Raw genomic sequence first — 14,153 nt, forward strand, 5'->3', positions numbered from 1 at the left:
CGCGGCCACCCACGGAAGCCACCGCGTCCGCCGGGGTCGGGCCGCGCGGGCGGAACCGTGGCCTCGAGAGCTTCGTGACTACTTCGACCGTTGGCGATGCGCTGCCGTGCGCGGAGCGCCGCAACCGTGGGCGCGATCGGGAGCGTTCATCGCGGCCGCAGACTCAGGAACCAGCCACGTTTGTGGGCGCGGTCCAGCCGGTCGCCCGGATCCACTCGGCCAGGTCCAGGGCGGCCGGCTCGATCGCGCGCACCGCGGAGAGGTCCGAAGGGTATTCCGCCGCCTCCGCGAACTCGCGGAACATCACCCTGTCGAGGTCGTTGGGAAGCACGCTCAACGGGAGGGCCTCGTACCGTGCCGGGAGCCCGGCGCGTGCGCCGAACGCCGCGGCGATCTGGGGGCCCGTCAGCTCGTCGCCCACGAGCTCGACGGCTCCGCCGGGCGCCTCCGCGATGCCGAGCAGGAGCGCGGCGGCGACCCGGCCGATGTCCCTGACCGAGATCATCTTCAGGGGGACGTCCTCCGGCAGCGGCAGCCTCAGCACGATCTCCCCGTGCTCCAGGCTGGGTGCCATCACGCTCGCGAAGTTCTCCATGAAGGCGGTCGCGCGCACCATCGAGGCCCTGAGGCCGGACTTCCTCAGGTGCTCCTCGATCGAGTGCTTCGAGTCGTGGTGCGGCACACCCGACTCCCGGTCCGCCCCGAAGACCGAGTTGAACACGACATGCGGGACGCCGGCCTCGACCGCCGCGTCGACGAGCGTGGTACCGATGCGGATCTCCGCCTCGACCTCTTCGAGGCTGTTCGCCTCCGGGGTCATGAAGTAGAACCCCTCGACCGTCGCCAGCGCGGCGGCCGGCGACGCCGGGTCGTCGGCCCGGATGGCCGCCAGCTCGACGCCGCGGGCGGCCAGCGCCTGAGCCCGGTCGGACTGCGGGTCGCGGACCAAGGCCCGTACCCGCGCCTTGTGGTCCAGCAGCGCGTCGACCACCGCCCCGCCCTGCTGCCCCGTCGCGCCGAAGACCGCGATCGTGCCGGTCGTCTGTGTGCTCATCGCTTCCACCCTTCACTAGTTCATGCCATGAACGAAACTAGTTCACGGCATGAACTTCGTCAAGGTGCGAGTGCAGCGGGACCTCACGGTGTGACGCGTTGGTTCGAGGTGGGCGGAGAGAGGTCCGAGGTGTCCACGATGGCGGTGGCCACGCGCTCGAAGTCGCGCTGGTCGTCGGCGTCGAGATTCCTCGCGATCTCGGGCAGGCGCTTGGCGACCTCGGCATAAACGGCCTCGCCGAGCACCTTGCCCGTGGGCGTCGCACTGAGCATGACGACCCGTCGGTCCTGCGCCGAGCTTGCCCTGCCGACCAACTCGCGCCGCTCGGTGCGATCGACCAGCTGGCTCAGTGCGTTCTTGGTCATACCCAACGACGCGGCGAGGTCAGCCATCCGCCGCGGCTCGTTCCTGACCGCGCAGAGCAGCGTCGCCTGCGCGGGGGTCAGATCGAACTCGGCGCAGACCTCCGCGTACTTGCGTTGAATCACAACCGAGAGCCAGAAGAGCTTGTCGCCATAGTCCACACCGACCTCCCTGGTCCGATGGCAAACGACCAGCCTACTCGCCGCAGGCCGGCAGCCTGCACTGGGCGGCCTTCTGGACTCGGCCATTGGTATTCGTCCCACAATGCGGGTGATGACCGTACCGCCGGCCGCCTCCTCGCGATCCGGAACGACACGATCCCCAGCCGTTCAAGGCTCTCCCCCCTCGCCGCATCCACCCCACCGCCCGGATCCACCCCACCGCGATCGTCAATGACGACGTCATCATTGGCTCCGGCGTCAAGGTCTGGGAGTTCACCATCGTCCGCGGTCACACGCACCTGACACCCGGCGTGAGTATCGGCTTCAACTGCGAGATCACCAACAGGTGCCTCGGCGCCGGTGCCTGGGCCATCGCGTCGGCCTCAACCGCACCCTCGTGGGCGAGCACGTCCACCCCTCCGCCGAAGTCATGGCAGCAGCGATCCCCCGACATGACACGACCAGCCACGACACGTTTCTCCGACTGTCCGACGGCATCTGCCCCTGCCGCACCCTCCCGCTTCGGAGGCCTCGTCGGCGACCGCGTGCAGACGGGTGGCGAACGACCGGCCCATTCCCGATCTACGGGGCGGGGCTGAGGGTCTTGTGTACGAACAGCAGCCCCAGGACACGGCCCTCCGGCACCCCACCGGTGGCGGGGAGCAACGGCAAGCGGCAGGACCCCCGCCACCGGCACCGGCTGGTCCCCCGCACCCGGGGTGGCGTCCCCGGTTCCCAGGCCCCGACCGCCACCGCATCGACGACGGCCGCGTTGTCGCTCGGTAGCACGGCTCGCGGAGAATCGGCGTTGCCGGGCTCCCGGCCCAGGGGCAACCGGGAGCAAGCTGGAGACTCTGTTCGAGCCCGGCGATGGATGGCGTTCCGCGACTCTCAGCTCAGGGACGACGGGCGACGCGGCGGTGGCACCGCCCGCAACAGCTCCCACAACGGACGTGACCCCGACGCCCACACCGCCAGCGTCTGCCGGTCGACGACGTGCAGCCGCTGCTGCTTGGCGAACGTGACCGCCGGTCCCGTCACCCGTCCATTCGTGACGATCACCGCAACGTCCGCGCCGTGCACCTGCCGGGCCGTTCCGTTGAGCACCTGAAGATCCGGCGTGCCCACCGCCGAGCCCCGGGCACCGGCGCGGCGATGCTTGCACTGGATCACCCAGCGCCGCCCGTACGGATCCGTGGCCTTGACGTCCGCCCCCAGGTCACCACGGCCGCCGACCCGCTGGGCGTCCCGGCAGCCGTCCCGCCGCATCAGCTCCCGTATCGCGTCCTCGAACCGCGTGTGGTGCAGCGCGTCCAGCTGCGGCAGTCCGTAGCGCAGGCCCTGCGCCCGCACCGCCTCCCACTGGACCCGCTGCTGCCGGTTGTAGAGCCAGCCGGCGCCCGCCAGCACGGCGAGCACCAGGACCACGACCAACACCCACCAGTGCACCAGCAGCCAGTTGACCACCATCACCGCCAGACCGATGCCGACCGCCGCCACCACGGTGAAGGCGATCAGCCGTGCGTCCCGCTGCTGCTGCCTCCGGCTGGACCGCCTCGTACGCCGCCTCACCGGCGACCGCCGCCGGGTCACCGCTCCCACCGGATCGGGTACTGAACCGTGGTCTCCGGCCGCGGAGCCCCCTCCCCCGTCGAGACGTTGCTGTTGCCCAGCCCGACCACGGCCAAGGCAACCACCCCGAGGATCATCGCTTCCCGTTTGGCACCCGGAGCCCACCGCGAATGACCGCGAACCGGTGTCCCGTCAGAACGCACATACGACCGTACCCAAGGCATACAAGCCACCCCCTCGTAGCAACTCCCCGCACAGCCACCCATGCTGACAGGAGGCACTGACAACGCGTCAGCACATCAGTACCCATGGTGATCAAGGAAGGAGAGATCGGGCCAGATCAGGAACGCCGGGGGCGGGTTCGTTCGAGAGACGCGCAGGGTGTAGCCATGGCCGCGTCATACGGTCACGCCCTGGTCGGGTGGTCGCGGGCGAGGGCGGCGACGGAGCGGCCCTCCAGGTGCGCGGCGCGGACGTCGCCGGTCAGCTGGGTCAGTGGACTGAACAGTGCGGGCGCACTGCGGGTCGGCGCCGCGATGGCATCACCTGGGGCGCCCCCGGCGCCGGCACGTCTGGACCTGCCCGCGGTCAACGCTCCGCTCTCCGACCCCGCACCGGCTCGCTGAAACACAGCAGGTCGGCTACCAGCAAGCGATGACCTGCCGCAACCAGGCCCAAAAGCCCTTGTCGCACGGTTGTTGATGTACAGGTCGGTCCTCGGCCGAAAACTCCTGCGACACACCGGACACAACTGGTGGCTCTGCAGGATCCGGTGTGGAGGGGAGCCAGTGGGGATAGAGCACCCGGAGCCGCCCCGACCGCCTGGCTGTCCAGCGCAATGGTCGAGGATGGAGTCATGACAGGGGAAGCGAGCGGGATCGTTCTGAGTAAGCAAGATCTTCGCGAGGTCACCGCGTTCGCTGCAGCGTGCGCGGAAGCGGTGCTCGAGGTGTTCGAGGGCGATCAGCCGGACGACTTGCGGCCTCGAGACGCTATCGACGCCGCGTGGGAGTTCGCTCGAGGTGGTGAGCGAGGGAAGGCTCTGCGCGACAGAGCGTGGGCGGCACTCACGGCAGCCAAGAGCGCGGACACTGCGGCTGCGCGCGAGGCGGCTCGGGCAGCGATGGCTGCGGCAGGCGCCGCCTACCTGCATCCGCTGGCCAAGGCGACCCAGGTCAAGCACATTCTCGGAGCTGGCGCTTACGCGGCCAGAGCGGCCGAACTCGTCGCCGACGACGATCGGAGTGTTGGTGCCGGACACCTTGAGCAGACGCTGCATCGTGCGACGTCGGTCGTCGTTGACGTACTCAAACGCTTCCCGGCGCCGCCGAGTGGCGGCGGACGGGTTGGTGAGTTGATCCGCATGCTGGACGCTGATCTTCGTTCGCTCACCCTCGCTGAGTAAGTTTGAACGTTCAGACGGTGCGGCCTCACCTCCGTCGGCGGTTGACTTCGAGGTTCGTCAGAACCAGCAGGGCGCGCAGGAGCTGGGTGGCGCGGCCGGGGTCAGTGCGGAGCTTGGCGAGGATCCGCCGGTTCTTGAGGTGGACGAAGCAGTGCTCGACTGGCGCGCGTGCGATGGCGAGCACTCGGTTGGCGTTCTTCTGACCAGCAGTCAGCTTGTGGGTGCGGCTGGCATGGAAGCCCGTGTCGATCACAGGGTCGCGCACGTCGTTGTCCAAGCCGCGGGACCCGAGGTCCGCGAGAGCACCGAGGCCGGCGGCGCGCAGGTGGGCCAGAATGTGATCGTGACGGGCCGCGGTGTTGTCGTGAGTGCGGCCCGGCCGGGCTGCGGATATCCAGCTCAGGCGGCCTCTCACGTCGGTCAGGGTGAGGAAGTGCAGGCCGTGACTGCGGTGTTTGCCGGAGTAGTTCGCCGGTCGGCCTTCCCGGTGCGGCGGCGCTGGGTGGGGATGAGGGTGCCGTCGATCGGGACGACCTCCCGCCCTGCCTGACGACCTTCTTCAGGGCGCGGTCCAGGCGCGGCGCCCGCGCGGCGAGCAGGATGATCAGCTCGTCGCGCCGGCGGCGGACGGTGGCCTTGCATGGATGTCTCCTCGATCGCCGGCCAACTGCCCCAACGCACCGAGGCGTCCCACGCCGCCGCCAAGGCCGCGCTGAACACCTACAGCCGGGAACTGGCCACAGAGGTCGGTGAGCACGGCGTGCGCGTGGTGTGTGTCTTCCCGGCTTCGTCGTTACCGACGGCGCGACCGCCCACCTGCGCCGCATGGCCGAGAAGCAGGGCATGAGCACCGAGGCGGTCACCCAGCAGATCGTGGACGCCCTGAAAGTATCCCTGGGCCGCTCCGGCGCTCCCGGGGACGTCGCGGACATGATCGACTTCCTCGCCTCCGACCGTGCGAAGTGGCCCACCGGCGCGCAGTTCCGCGTCGATGGCGGCATCCTTCCCACCGCCTTCTCGGCGGCACTGTCCACCGCACCACCACGCATCGCTTCATCCAGCCTCCCGGCCTGCCGGTGGTCGTCGTACGGTCGGTCCGCGCCCGGACATTTGCTCCGAGCTGGCCCGACGCGGTAGGCGGGTTGCCGGCGTCTGCCGCGGGTCTGCCGCGGTGCCTTTCGCGGCGGACCGATCTTGGTGTCACCCCAACGTGTCTGCCGCCTTTCGTGACAGGGGTTCCTTCGGTGTACGCAGTGCGAGGAGGGCGACGTCGTCGAGTCCGGGCGGCTGGACCCGCCGAAGAAGTTGATCGGTGAAGGACGGCAGGGGGCGGTGGGCGAGGGCCGCGGCATGCTGCTGAAGTCGGTCCAGACCCTCGTCTAGGGTTTGGCCCGGTACCTCGATGAGGCCGTCCGTGTACAGAAGCAGCGTGCAGCCTGGCGGCAACACGACCGTGGCGTCGGGGCGGCGAGAGCCGAGACCGGTCCCCAGCAACAGGCTGTGCCCGTCGGTCAGGTACTCGGTCAGACCGTCACGGGTGACGAGCAGAGGCGGGGGGTGTCCCGCGTTGGTCCATGTCAGGTGCCATCTTCCGCTGTCCGTCCGAGTGACTCTGGCGCAGATGAGGGTGGCCATCGTGACGTCGGTGATCGGCATGATGGCCTCGTCGAGGCGCTCCACGATGCGGCTGGGCGGTGTCTGCTGCGACCACGCGTAGGCGCGCAGCATGTTGCGCAGCTGGGCCATACCGGCGGTGGCCTCCAGGTCGTGACCGACCACGTCACCGATGGCCAGTGCGGTCGCGCCGTCAGACAGGCTGAAGGCGTCGTACCAGTCTCCGCCCACCTGTGAGGCGTCGGGCGCGGGAAGGTAGCGCACGGCCAATTGCAGCCCGGGCACACGGGGCATCTGCGGCAGCAGGTGATTCTGCATGGTCTCGGCGACCGCGCGCTGACGCTGATAGAGACGGGCGTTGTCCAGTGCCAGGCTCGCGCGACGGGCGATGTCCTCGATCAGAGGCAGGTCCGCGGTGGTGAAGTTCCCCTGTTTCTGCGTCCGGCCGAGCGTGAAGGCTCCCAGAACCTCCCGGGTCCCGCGGAGGGGAACGACGACGGCCGACCGGATGCCGGTGGCGTCGAACAGACGGCGCTGCTCGACGGCGATGCCGGAGTCCGGGGGCCTGTCGTAGACGTCCGGCTCGACCAGCGCCGAGGCAACTCCGCGCAGGGCTCGCGACAACGGCATCGCGGAGTGCTCGGGCACGGGCGGCATGGGCCCCTGGAGTTCCTCGTACGGCACGAGGCGCTCCTCCTCGGAGTGGACCACGGCGGTGCGCCACACTTCGTCGTGCTCCGTGATCAGATCGATGACGGCCCAGTCCGCGAGCCTGGGCAGAACCAGTTCGACCAGTCGGTGCAGCGCCTCGTCGACGTTGAGGGTGGACGTCAGGCGCGTCGTGGTCTCGGCCAGCAGGGCCAGTCGTTCCAGTTCACTCAGCGGTTCCGCGGTCCGTTCCGGATGCGGCCCGGTAGCGGACGCCTGTGGTCGCGGATGGAAGAGCACCAGCGTGCCGACGTTTCGGCCGTCCACAGCGTACGGAGCGATGAACCAGGAGACGGGCAGGACGGAGCCGTCCGCGTGAGCGAAGTAGTCGTCGTCGCCCTGCGCCGGGTGCCCGGCGTGGAACGCCTGCCGCATGGCGCACTGACTGACATGCAACGGCTGGCCCTGGGCCCCGCGGTGCAGCAGTTCGTGGGCATCCTGCCCGACAAGCTCTTCGGCCCGGCGGCCCAGCATCCGCTCGGCAAGACTGTTGACCGCGACGATGCAACCCTGCTCGTCGACGAGGTACGCACTGGCCCCTAGGGCCTCCACAGCCGCGGTGGCTCCCGGGACCACCGGGTGCCCGCCGGTCTCGTCATGCGCCCCTGTCATTACGTTCTCCTCCCAGACACGTGCTGCCCGGTGGCTACTGCCCTCAAGGGTGCCTCCCACGCAGCTGAGGCCCGTCTCCTCTCTCCTCTATGCCCCTCGAAAGCATCAAGCTCTCATCCGGCCAGGGTGTGATCCCGCTCCTGCGCGTCCCCTCCCCGCCAAGGGCCTCTGCGGGCGCGCTGACCAGCCTCTTCTCGCCCACGGGGTGTCGCGGAGGGACGCGAACCGAGCACAGCCGTTGAAGGGCTGGGACGGCCGGGCCGGGCGAGTGTCGGTGGAGATCACCGGGGTGCGGGCCGGTCAGTTCGGCCGGCTGCGGAAAGCCGTGAGGGAACGTAGTGGCGAGGGGTACGGCGAGTGGTACGGCTCGGGCCTACATGTCGGTGCCCGCCGGCCGAGCGGGTGCTGCTCGTGGCGGTGCACCATCGCACCGGACTCACCATCCGGCCGCTCGCCCCGCCGTTCGACCGCCTGTGGATCGTGCGAGGCACTCTCGTCCCGGTCCGCGCGGCTCCAAGGGCGGTGCCTCCTCCCGCAACTATCGGTTCTCGACGAAGGTGCAGGTCAGCGAGGACGCCGGGGCACGCCTGGCGATCACCGCGACGCGGTGGGTGTGCGGTGGCGCGGCGGACGGGAAAGCCCGGCGGGACTCCGGCCTTGCCCCGCTTCGCGCGGGCGTGACCGCTCTCGGTGACAGGGCCGGCATCAACACCGGGCTGGTCGCCTGATCACACACGAGTATCGCTCCGGCCTGCGCGATCACGGCCTCCCGCAGCACCCTGGCTAGGCGGCCAACGTCTCGTCGTCCTGGGCAGCGCTCGTACGGTCGACGTAGCGAGCGAGCAAGGCGTCCGCCGTGCGCAGGGCTTCCTCGGCGGTGCGAGCACCGGTGATCACACACAGCGTGTAGGTGACGTCGTCGAGTGCCCTGCTGGTGCGGCCGGTGGGACGCACGTCGTGGTCGATGCGCGCCTGCGCGAACCGGGCCAATACCGCACGCAGTTCCTTCTCCGCCGGAAGGATCATCGTGATACCTCTCCCCTGGTGAGTCCCGCCCACGGAGCGGCAGGCCGCCGCACACCGCGAGGGTGACTGTCTCCATCAATTCCGCGGCGCCGCTACTGACGGGCCACGTCAAACAGAACCCCGGATGCCCCGGGTCGAAAGGTTCATGCCGTGAGGCCTAGCAGGTGGCGGCCTCCTCCACCGTCGATCGCACCTTCAGCACGGCGTCGACCCCCGTGATCTCCAGAAGGCGACGCAACTGCCGCGCGGGCGCAGCCACTCGCAGATCGACGGACCGCTGGGTGAGGATCAGGAGGTTCAGCAGTGCCGAGTCGGCGAAAGTGATGCCGGAGGCCTCCAGCACCACCTTGGTGTGCTCTCGCGCCGCCGTGCCCAGTGCCTGCGACAAGGGAGTGATCGAGTGCAGGTCGTACTCGCCACGCACGCCGACGACCGGGACACCGCACCGTTCGTACAACACCACCGAGGCCTGGTCGAGGTCCTGCGGCCGACTCACGTCGGCAGCGTCCGTGCATCCAGTGACCGCCTTGTGCAAAGACACCTCGGATCCCTCCCACACGTACACAAATCCCGTCCATCGTTACACGAAAACTATGTCATGTACTAGGGTTCACGCAAAGAGAGTCGGTAGGATGCCGTGCATGGCAGAGGTACCTGAAGCTCACTCCGGATGGACGTTCGTCACCAACCACGCCCGTGTACTGGCGGCCATCGCCGACAACCCGAATGCCCGGATCCGCGACATCGCCGCGCACTGCCGGCTCACGGAGCGCGCCGTCCAGCGGATCATCTCGGATCTCGAACAGGACGGATACCTCTCACACACCCGCGACGGACGAACGAACACCTACCGCATCGAGCCCGAAAAGGTGCTGCGCCACCCCGCCGAGGCGGGCCTGACCGTCGCCGCGCTGCTCTCCCTGCTCGTCCAGGACGAAACCGACCGCGGACGAGCCACGAGCCACCCGGCACCCAGGCCCGGCGCCGGCGCCCACGCCGGCGCCCGCGAAACCGGCGAGCAGTAGGCCCCGGCTCCCGTCCCGGCCGTCGCTCCCCGGCATGCGACCAGCTTCAACGGGCAGTTGAACGGTCCACACAGGGAGGGAAACACGCTCATGACGACCAAGTCGATCAGGCGGCCGGAGGCGTCGACGCACGAACGCTGTAGGTGCGAAGGGCACGCCGGTGAGGCCGCGGACGAAACACCCGAAACCCCACGCGAGCGGGTCAACCGCCGCTGGAACGAAATCATGCAGGAGACACGCGTCGCCCAGACAGGAGTCCAGATCCTGTTCGGCTTCCTGCTCAGCGTCGCGTTCACCCCGCTCTTCCACGACCTGGGCACCTTCGACCACGCCGTCTACGTGACCACGGTCATTTCGGGTGCCACGGCCACCGCCTGCCTGATCGCCCCGGTCTCCATCCATCGCTTCCTCTCGGGGCAGCGGATGAAGGACGAGATGGTCGAAGTCGCTCACCGGTTGATGATGTGCGGCATGCTCCTGATGGCCGTCACCATCGGCTGCACCCTGCTTCTGATCCTGCACGTCGTTGTGCCGGGACACATGGCGAAACTGCTCGTCGGCGGCGTGATGGTCTGGTTCGCGTTGTCCTGGTACGCACTGCCCCTGTGGCTTCGCCACCGGTCCGCCCGGCGCGCGACCTCTTGACACGGACTACAACTAAAACGAGAACAAGAACGAGAACCGGAAGAAGCAGCAAGCCCCCGCGCACGAGCGAGCACTCCCCCAACAGCGCGCACGGTACAACCTCGTCGTTCCCGAAGGGCTCTCCGGCGCCTGCTTGCCCTCGATGCGACAGCGCCGGAAGTACAAGGGCGTGCAGACGAGCGAGGCGATCATCGGCCCGGTCATCGGTTCCCCGTCCGCGCCGTGCACGCTGCTGCCCCGGGGGGTACGACGGGGAACCCCAGCCGGACCCAACCTCTCCGTCAGCGACTGATCACGCTGCGGAATGGGAGCCGGATGTGTGGTGTCTCTCGCCGTGAACGGCGTTCAGCTGCGTCTGAAGTGCTGCGAGTCCCGTGGCCAGGGCGCGGCGTTGGGCGGGCGGCATGCCATCGATGGCTTGGTGCAGCATGGTGTCGCGCTGTTCGCGGATGCGTTGCAAGTGCTTCTTGCCGGTGTGGGTGAGCCGCAGGGCGATCTCGCGGCCGTTGTCGGGGCAGGGCAGCCGTTCGAGGAAACCGATGGCTTGCAGGCGGTCGCACATGCGAGTCACGGTCGGGGGCGCGGAGCCGAGGCGCTGGCACACGGTGCGCATCCGTATGCCGTCCTCGCCGTCGACCACGTACATCAGGCGCAGCTGAGACGTCGAGCTGGGGGCGGTGGTGTCGGCGCTGGAATGCCTTGCGTGTTCCCACATCACGTCGAGAAGCTCGGTGATGGCGCCGGCGGACTGAATCGCCACGTGCCGGGTGTCGCTGGGGTCGTTGTTTGGTGCGGTCACGATCTTCCTGTCGGTGGGCGCTTGCGCCGGCTGCGCGGCAGGGCAGTGGCTCAGGTGTTTGCGTCCTGCCCGGTGGGCCGGGCCTTCACAGTGCTGTCCCCGGTCCCCGGGGTCTCCTCGGCACCGACGGGCGAAGGAGCCGTGAGGTGTTCAAGGGTCCCGGTGAGTTCCAGAAGCCGGTTCAGGTTGGCAGGTCTGTCGTCGAGGTGCAGACGCACGCCTGCCGCCGTGGTGCGGCGGCCGATCATCAGCAGTGCGGACAGGCCCATGGAGTCGACCGCGCCGAGGCCCGCGCAGGACAGATGCAGGTCGGTCAGAGCGGGTTGGCCCGAAAGCCCGGCGGTGACCTCCGCCACGAGAAGGTCGGCGCTGGCGTAGTCGAGGTCTCCGCGGACTTCTATGCGGAGGCTGTCCTGGCTGTCGACCGTGGTCGGTTGAAGGTGGTGGTCGGGGCGTGTGGTCATGCGGTGGTCCCGGCGACGGTAGAGGGGGCGGTGGTGAGAGCGCACGTCGCCGCCTTGAGGATGCGGACGGCCCTGGGGAAGTCCTGGAGTTCCCGGGCCAGAAGCTTCAGTGCCGGGGGCAGGCTGCGAGCGGAGACATCTCGTGCTTCGAGGATCTGTGCGGTCCATGTGAGGAACCCGGTGAAGAGCTCCTCGTCGTCGAGGTAGAGGGCCGTAGCGAGGAACTCCACCATGTGGGCAAGGTCTTCCGCAGTGCGTTCACGCTGGTCACTGCTGTAGGAGCGCATCGTGGGGAAGGCGTCCTCAAGCGCGCTGAAGACGGTCCGAACGAGCGTGACGCTGTTGCGGGTGACCAGGGTGTATTCCTGGTCCGCCAGGTGCGGCAGGTCATCGAACTGCTGGTGATCGGGCTGCGGGCGGGGCAGCGGGCTCTGGGCGAGGCGGTCAGCGGCGGCGCGGGCGTTCGCGGCCCAGGCGTCGGCACCCAGCAGCACTGCGTAGCGGCCGCCGGGCCCGAAAGCGGCGCCGCCGACGAGGACGGGTACGCCGACGGCCTGGCAGGCGGTGATCGCGGCGTGTGCGGTGGGCAGTCGGGTGGCGATTGAGCTGGACAGGGCGACCGCGTCAGTCCGGGCGTTGTGGAGGTGGGCGATGAGGTGCGCAGTGGGGACCTGAGCGCCGAAGTAGTCGACCTGCCAGCCGCGCAGTTTCAGGACCTCTGCGAGCAGGCGGGCGGGCAGGGCGTGCCATTCGCCGTCCACGCAGGCCACCGCGATCCGGCCACGGGTGGCTGTCGTGCGGACGACGGGGTGCACGCTCACGGCGGCGACGGCCCGCTCGTTGATGGCGGTCGCCGCGTGTTCCTGGGCGACGCTGATCCGGTTGGCTGCCCATTCCTCGCCGACGCGGCCCTGGACCGGGGCGATCACATCGAGCAGGACGCTCTCCGGGGCGGCCCCCTCGTCGAGTATGCGCAGGACGACTTCGGTGGCCGCGTACTCATCCCCGCCCGTGACGGCGTGCCACAGCTGATCGGCCGCCCGCTGCACGTCACGGGCGTGCGGGATGTGGGGTGGGGTGCTCGTGCTCATGCGGTGAACCTGCCCCGGGTGTGCCCGTTCACCGCGCTCAGGTGGTGGGTGCGGGGAGCGGAGATCACCACGACGGCCATGTCGTCGTGGGGACGGTTGCCCAGCCACTGGGCGGCCAGCATCTGCACGTGATCCACGATCCCCTCGGCGGGCATGCCCGCGCACCCGGAAAGGGTGCGCTTGAGGCGTTCCTCGCCGAACATATCCTCTCCCAGCGGTCCGCCCCTGGCCTCGGTGATCCCGTCGGTGTAGAGGACGCAGGACTCTCCGGGCGCGAGAGAGGCGCTGACGGTGGTGGAAGAGATGTGAGGGAGCGCTCCGATCAGGGTGCCGTGGGTGTCGGCCTCCTCGACGGTGCCGTCCGCACGGACGATCAGCGGCCTGGGGTGGCCGCCGCTGGTGAGTTTGAGGTCCACCCTGTTCTCCCGGCGTACTGCGGAGGCCAACACCAGGGTGGCGAAGCGTGTGTGGTGAGAGCTGAGCAGCGCGGTGTTCAGCAGGCCGAGCATCCGGTGGTGATCGTTGGACAGGGGCAGCAGGGCGTGCAGGGTGTTGCGGATCTTGCCCGTCAATACGGCGGCCTCCAAGCCCTTGCCGCACACGTCCCCGAGCGAGACCAGGGACGCTTCACCCTCAACGGCCGCGGGGTGCACGTCGTAGAAGTCACCCCCGATGCGCTCGTGGTCCGCAGAGGGCCGGTAGCGGCCGGCGAAGTCCACTCCGGAGATCTGATGCAGGACCGGAGGCATGAGTTCGCGCATCAGCACATTGGTGATCGCGGTCTGTTCCGCGTACAGGCGGGCGGCCGACATCGCCGCTCCGGCACGGGCGGCGAAGAGCCGGGCGAAGACTTCCTCCTCGTCGCTGAAACTCGCGGTCTTCGCCTTGCGCAGCAGAATGAGCGCTCCTGCGGGCACACCATGACCGGGCAACGGAGTGATCACTATCGAGCCGACCGGCCCGAACCCGTCGGGCAGCATCCATTCGGGAGCGTGGGCCGGGTCGATCCACCGCGAGGGCACGGGCGGGAATCCGCGCAGTGCCTCGCCGAGCCCCGGTACGTCGTCAGGGTCGACCTTCACGGTGGACGAAGCGGGCACGCCGCCGCGCAGGCACGTCACCACCGGCAGCCGCCTCCCGCGCGCCGGCGCGACGGTCAGTGCCGCGTCCGCGAGAGAATCGGCGGCCAACTGCGCGCTCACGTCCATGCAACGTTCCAGGTTGAGCGAGGAAAGCAGGGCGCTGGACGCCTTCGCGAGGAACGCACTGCGTTCCTGCTCCATGTGCAAGGCTTCCCGGGCAAGCTGGTGATCGGTGTCATCCACCAGCCACCACGCCACCGAGCCGTCGCCGCGCACGCTGGGGTGGGCCTCGAAACGCCGTCCGTCGAAGTCTCCGCGCAGCGGTCCTCCGTCGTCCGGGACGACGGCGTGGGGGACGACGGCGTGCGGTCCGTCGTAGCTCAGCGTGGTGTGCGCGGCAGCGAGCCAGGCGGGGGCCACGTCCGCCAGGAGAGCTCCCGGCACTGCCGCGGGCAGGAGAAGGCCTGCTGCGTCATTGCACCGCACCACGGTGCCGCGGACGTCAGCGACCAGCACCGGGTACGGGGACCGG

14 protein-coding genes and 2 pseudogenes are annotated in these 14,153 nt (G+C 69.2%); 4 read left to right on the plus strand and 12 right to left on the minus strand.

The window, feature by feature from the left end; translation table 11 throughout:
* Nucleotides 1-163: 163 nt before the first annotated feature.
* The 4 genes from R2E43_RS00345 to R2E43_RS00360 form a co-directional block, all read right to left on the minus strand.
* Nucleotides 164-1,054, minus strand: coding sequence for an NmrA family NAD(P)-binding protein (locus R2E43_RS00345; protein WP_136208491.1), 891 nt, complete (start codon nt 1,052-1,054; stop codon nt 164-166).
* Nucleotides 1,055-1,137: 83 nt separating this feature from the next.
* Entirely contained in the window at nt 1,138-1,578 is a 441-nt protein-coding gene (locus tag R2E43_RS00350; protein WP_332055768.1) for a MarR family winged helix-turn-helix transcriptional regulator, read from the minus strand.
* 891 nt (nt 1,579-2,469) lie between these two features.
* The gene (locus R2E43_RS00355) at nt 2,470-3,150 is read right to left on the minus strand and encodes a restriction endonuclease (RefSeq protein ID WP_319218088.1); all 681 of its coding nucleotides are present in this window, start codon (nt 3,148-3,150) and stop codon (nt 2,470-2,472) included.
* Between the two features lie 406 nt (nt 3,151-3,556).
* A complete protein-coding gene (locus tag R2E43_RS00360; protein ID WP_240804654.1) occupies nt 3,557-3,742 on the minus strand; it encodes a hypothetical protein in 186 nt (61 codons plus the stop codon).
* A gap of 264 nt (nt 3,743-4,006) precedes the next feature.
* On the opposite strand from R2E43_RS00360, the gene R2E43_RS00365 reads away from it, so the two are divergent.
* Nucleotides 4,007-4,555, plus strand: a complete 549-nt coding sequence (locus tag R2E43_RS00365; RefSeq protein ID WP_037665939.1) for a putative immunity protein — start codon at nt 4,007-4,009, stop codon at nt 4,553-4,555.
* A gap of 25 nt (nt 4,556-4,580) precedes the next feature.
* Here R2E43_RS00365 and R2E43_RS00370 read toward each other — a convergent pair.
* Nucleotides 4,581-5,000, minus strand: a pseudogene (locus R2E43_RS00370) (transposase family protein); the annotation flags it as partial.
* Nucleotides 5,001-5,201: 201 nt separating this feature from the next.
* Between R2E43_RS00370 and R2E43_RS00375 the strand changes: the two are divergent.
* Nucleotides 5,202-5,566, plus strand: a pseudogene (locus tag R2E43_RS00375) (SDR family oxidoreductase); the annotation flags it as partial.
* 189 nt (nt 5,567-5,755) lie between these two features.
* Here R2E43_RS00375 and R2E43_RS00380 read toward each other — a convergent pair.
* The 3 genes from R2E43_RS00380 to R2E43_RS00390 form a co-directional block, all read right to left on the minus strand.
* Nucleotides 5,756-7,489: a SpoIIE family protein phosphatase gene (locus R2E43_RS00380; RefSeq protein WP_003971380.1), complete on the minus strand. Its 1,734-nt coding sequence runs from the start codon at nt 7,487-7,489 to the stop codon at nt 5,756-5,758.
* 783 nt (nt 7,490-8,272) lie between these two features.
* Nucleotides 8,273-8,515 (minus strand): DUF5133 domain-containing protein, encoded by a 243-nt coding sequence (locus R2E43_RS00385; protein WP_003971382.1) that lies wholly within the window; start codon nt 8,513-8,515, stop codon nt 8,273-8,275.
* Between the two features lie 157 nt (nt 8,516-8,672).
* A complete protein-coding gene (locus R2E43_RS00390) occupies nt 8,673-9,011 on the minus strand; it encodes an STAS domain-containing protein (protein ID WP_234328763.1) in 339 nt (112 codons plus the stop codon).
* A gap of 145 nt (nt 9,012-9,156) precedes the next feature.
* On the opposite strand from R2E43_RS00390, the gene R2E43_RS00395 reads away from it, so the two are divergent.
* Both R2E43_RS00395 and R2E43_RS00400 read left to right on the plus strand, forming a co-directional pair.
* On the plus strand, nt 9,157-9,540 hold the full coding sequence (locus R2E43_RS00395) for a helix-turn-helix transcriptional regulator (RefSeq protein WP_332055769.1): 384 nt from the start codon (nt 9,157-9,159) through the stop codon (nt 9,538-9,540).
* A 90-nt stretch (nt 9,541-9,630) separates the two neighbouring features.
* Nucleotides 9,631-10,185 carry a DUF6328 family protein gene (locus tag R2E43_RS00400; RefSeq protein WP_332055770.1) on the plus strand — a complete coding sequence of 185 codons (555 nt, stop codon included), beginning with the start codon at nt 9,631-9,633 and terminating at the stop codon, nt 10,183-10,185.
* A gap of 292 nt (nt 10,186-10,477) precedes the next feature.
* Here R2E43_RS00400 and R2E43_RS00405 read toward each other — a convergent pair whose 3' ends face one another.
* From R2E43_RS00405 to R2E43_RS00420, 4 genes are read right to left on the minus strand one after another with little or no spacing between them, the layout of a single operon-like run.
* Nucleotides 10,478-10,984 (minus strand): MarR family winged helix-turn-helix transcriptional regulator, encoded by a 507-nt coding sequence (locus tag R2E43_RS00405; protein ID WP_003971386.1) that lies wholly within the window; start codon nt 10,982-10,984, stop codon nt 10,478-10,480.
* Between the two features lie 50 nt (nt 10,985-11,034).
* Nucleotides 11,035-11,448 (minus strand): STAS domain-containing protein, encoded by a 414-nt coding sequence (locus R2E43_RS00410; RefSeq protein WP_003971387.1) that lies wholly within the window; start codon nt 11,446-11,448, stop codon nt 11,035-11,037.
* On the minus strand, nt 11,445-12,539 hold the full coding sequence (locus R2E43_RS00415; protein ID WP_332055771.1) for a cobalamin B12-binding domain-containing protein: 1,095 nt from the start codon (nt 12,537-12,539) through the stop codon (nt 11,445-11,447). The genes R2E43_RS00410 and R2E43_RS00415 overlap by 4 nt, the downstream gene beginning before the upstream one ends.
* Complete coding sequence (locus tag R2E43_RS00420; RefSeq protein ID WP_332057096.1) at nt 12,536-14,137, minus strand: PP2C family protein-serine/threonine phosphatase; 1,602 nt, start codon at nt 14,135-14,137, stop codon at nt 12,536-12,538. Before R2E43_RS00420 ends, R2E43_RS00415 begins: the two co-directional genes overlap by 4 nt.
* Nucleotides 14,138-14,153 lie beyond the last annotated feature (16 nt).

The sequence above is a fragment of the Streptomyces violaceoruber genome (assembly GCF_033406955.1).
Classification (GTDB): domain Bacteria; phylum Actinomycetota; class Actinomycetes; order Streptomycetales; family Streptomycetaceae; genus Streptomyces; species Streptomyces violaceoruber.

Coding starts and splice junctions, on each gene's coding strand:
- R2E43_RS00365 (WP_037665939.1), top strand. CDS start 4,007: ATGACAGGGGAAGCGAGCGGGATCGTTCTGAGTAAGCAAGATCTTCGC.
- R2E43_RS00395 (WP_332055769.1), top strand. CDS start 9,157: ATGGCAGAGGTACCTGAAGCTCACTCCGGATGGACGTTCGTCACCAAC.
- R2E43_RS00400 (WP_332055770.1), top strand. CDS start 9,631: ATGACGACCAAGTCGATCAGGCGGCCGGAGGCGTCGACGCACGAACGC.
- R2E43_RS00380 (WP_003971380.1), bottom strand. CDS start 7,489: ATGACAGGGGCGCATGACGAGACCGGCGGGCACCCGGTGGTCCCGGGA.
- R2E43_RS00410 (WP_003971387.1), bottom strand. CDS start 11,448: ATGACCACACGCCCCGACCACCACCTTCAACCGACCACGGTCGACAGC.
- R2E43_RS00385 (WP_003971382.1), bottom strand. CDS start 8,515: ATGATCCTTCCGGCGGAGAAGGAACTGCGTGCGGTATTGGCCCGGTTC.
- R2E43_RS00415 (WP_332055771.1), bottom strand. CDS start 12,539: ATGAGCACGAGCACCCCACCCCACATCCCGCACGCCCGTGACGTGCAG.
- R2E43_RS00345 (WP_136208491.1), bottom strand. CDS start 1,054: ATGAGCACACAGACGACCGGCACGATCGCGGTCTTCGGCGCGACGGGG.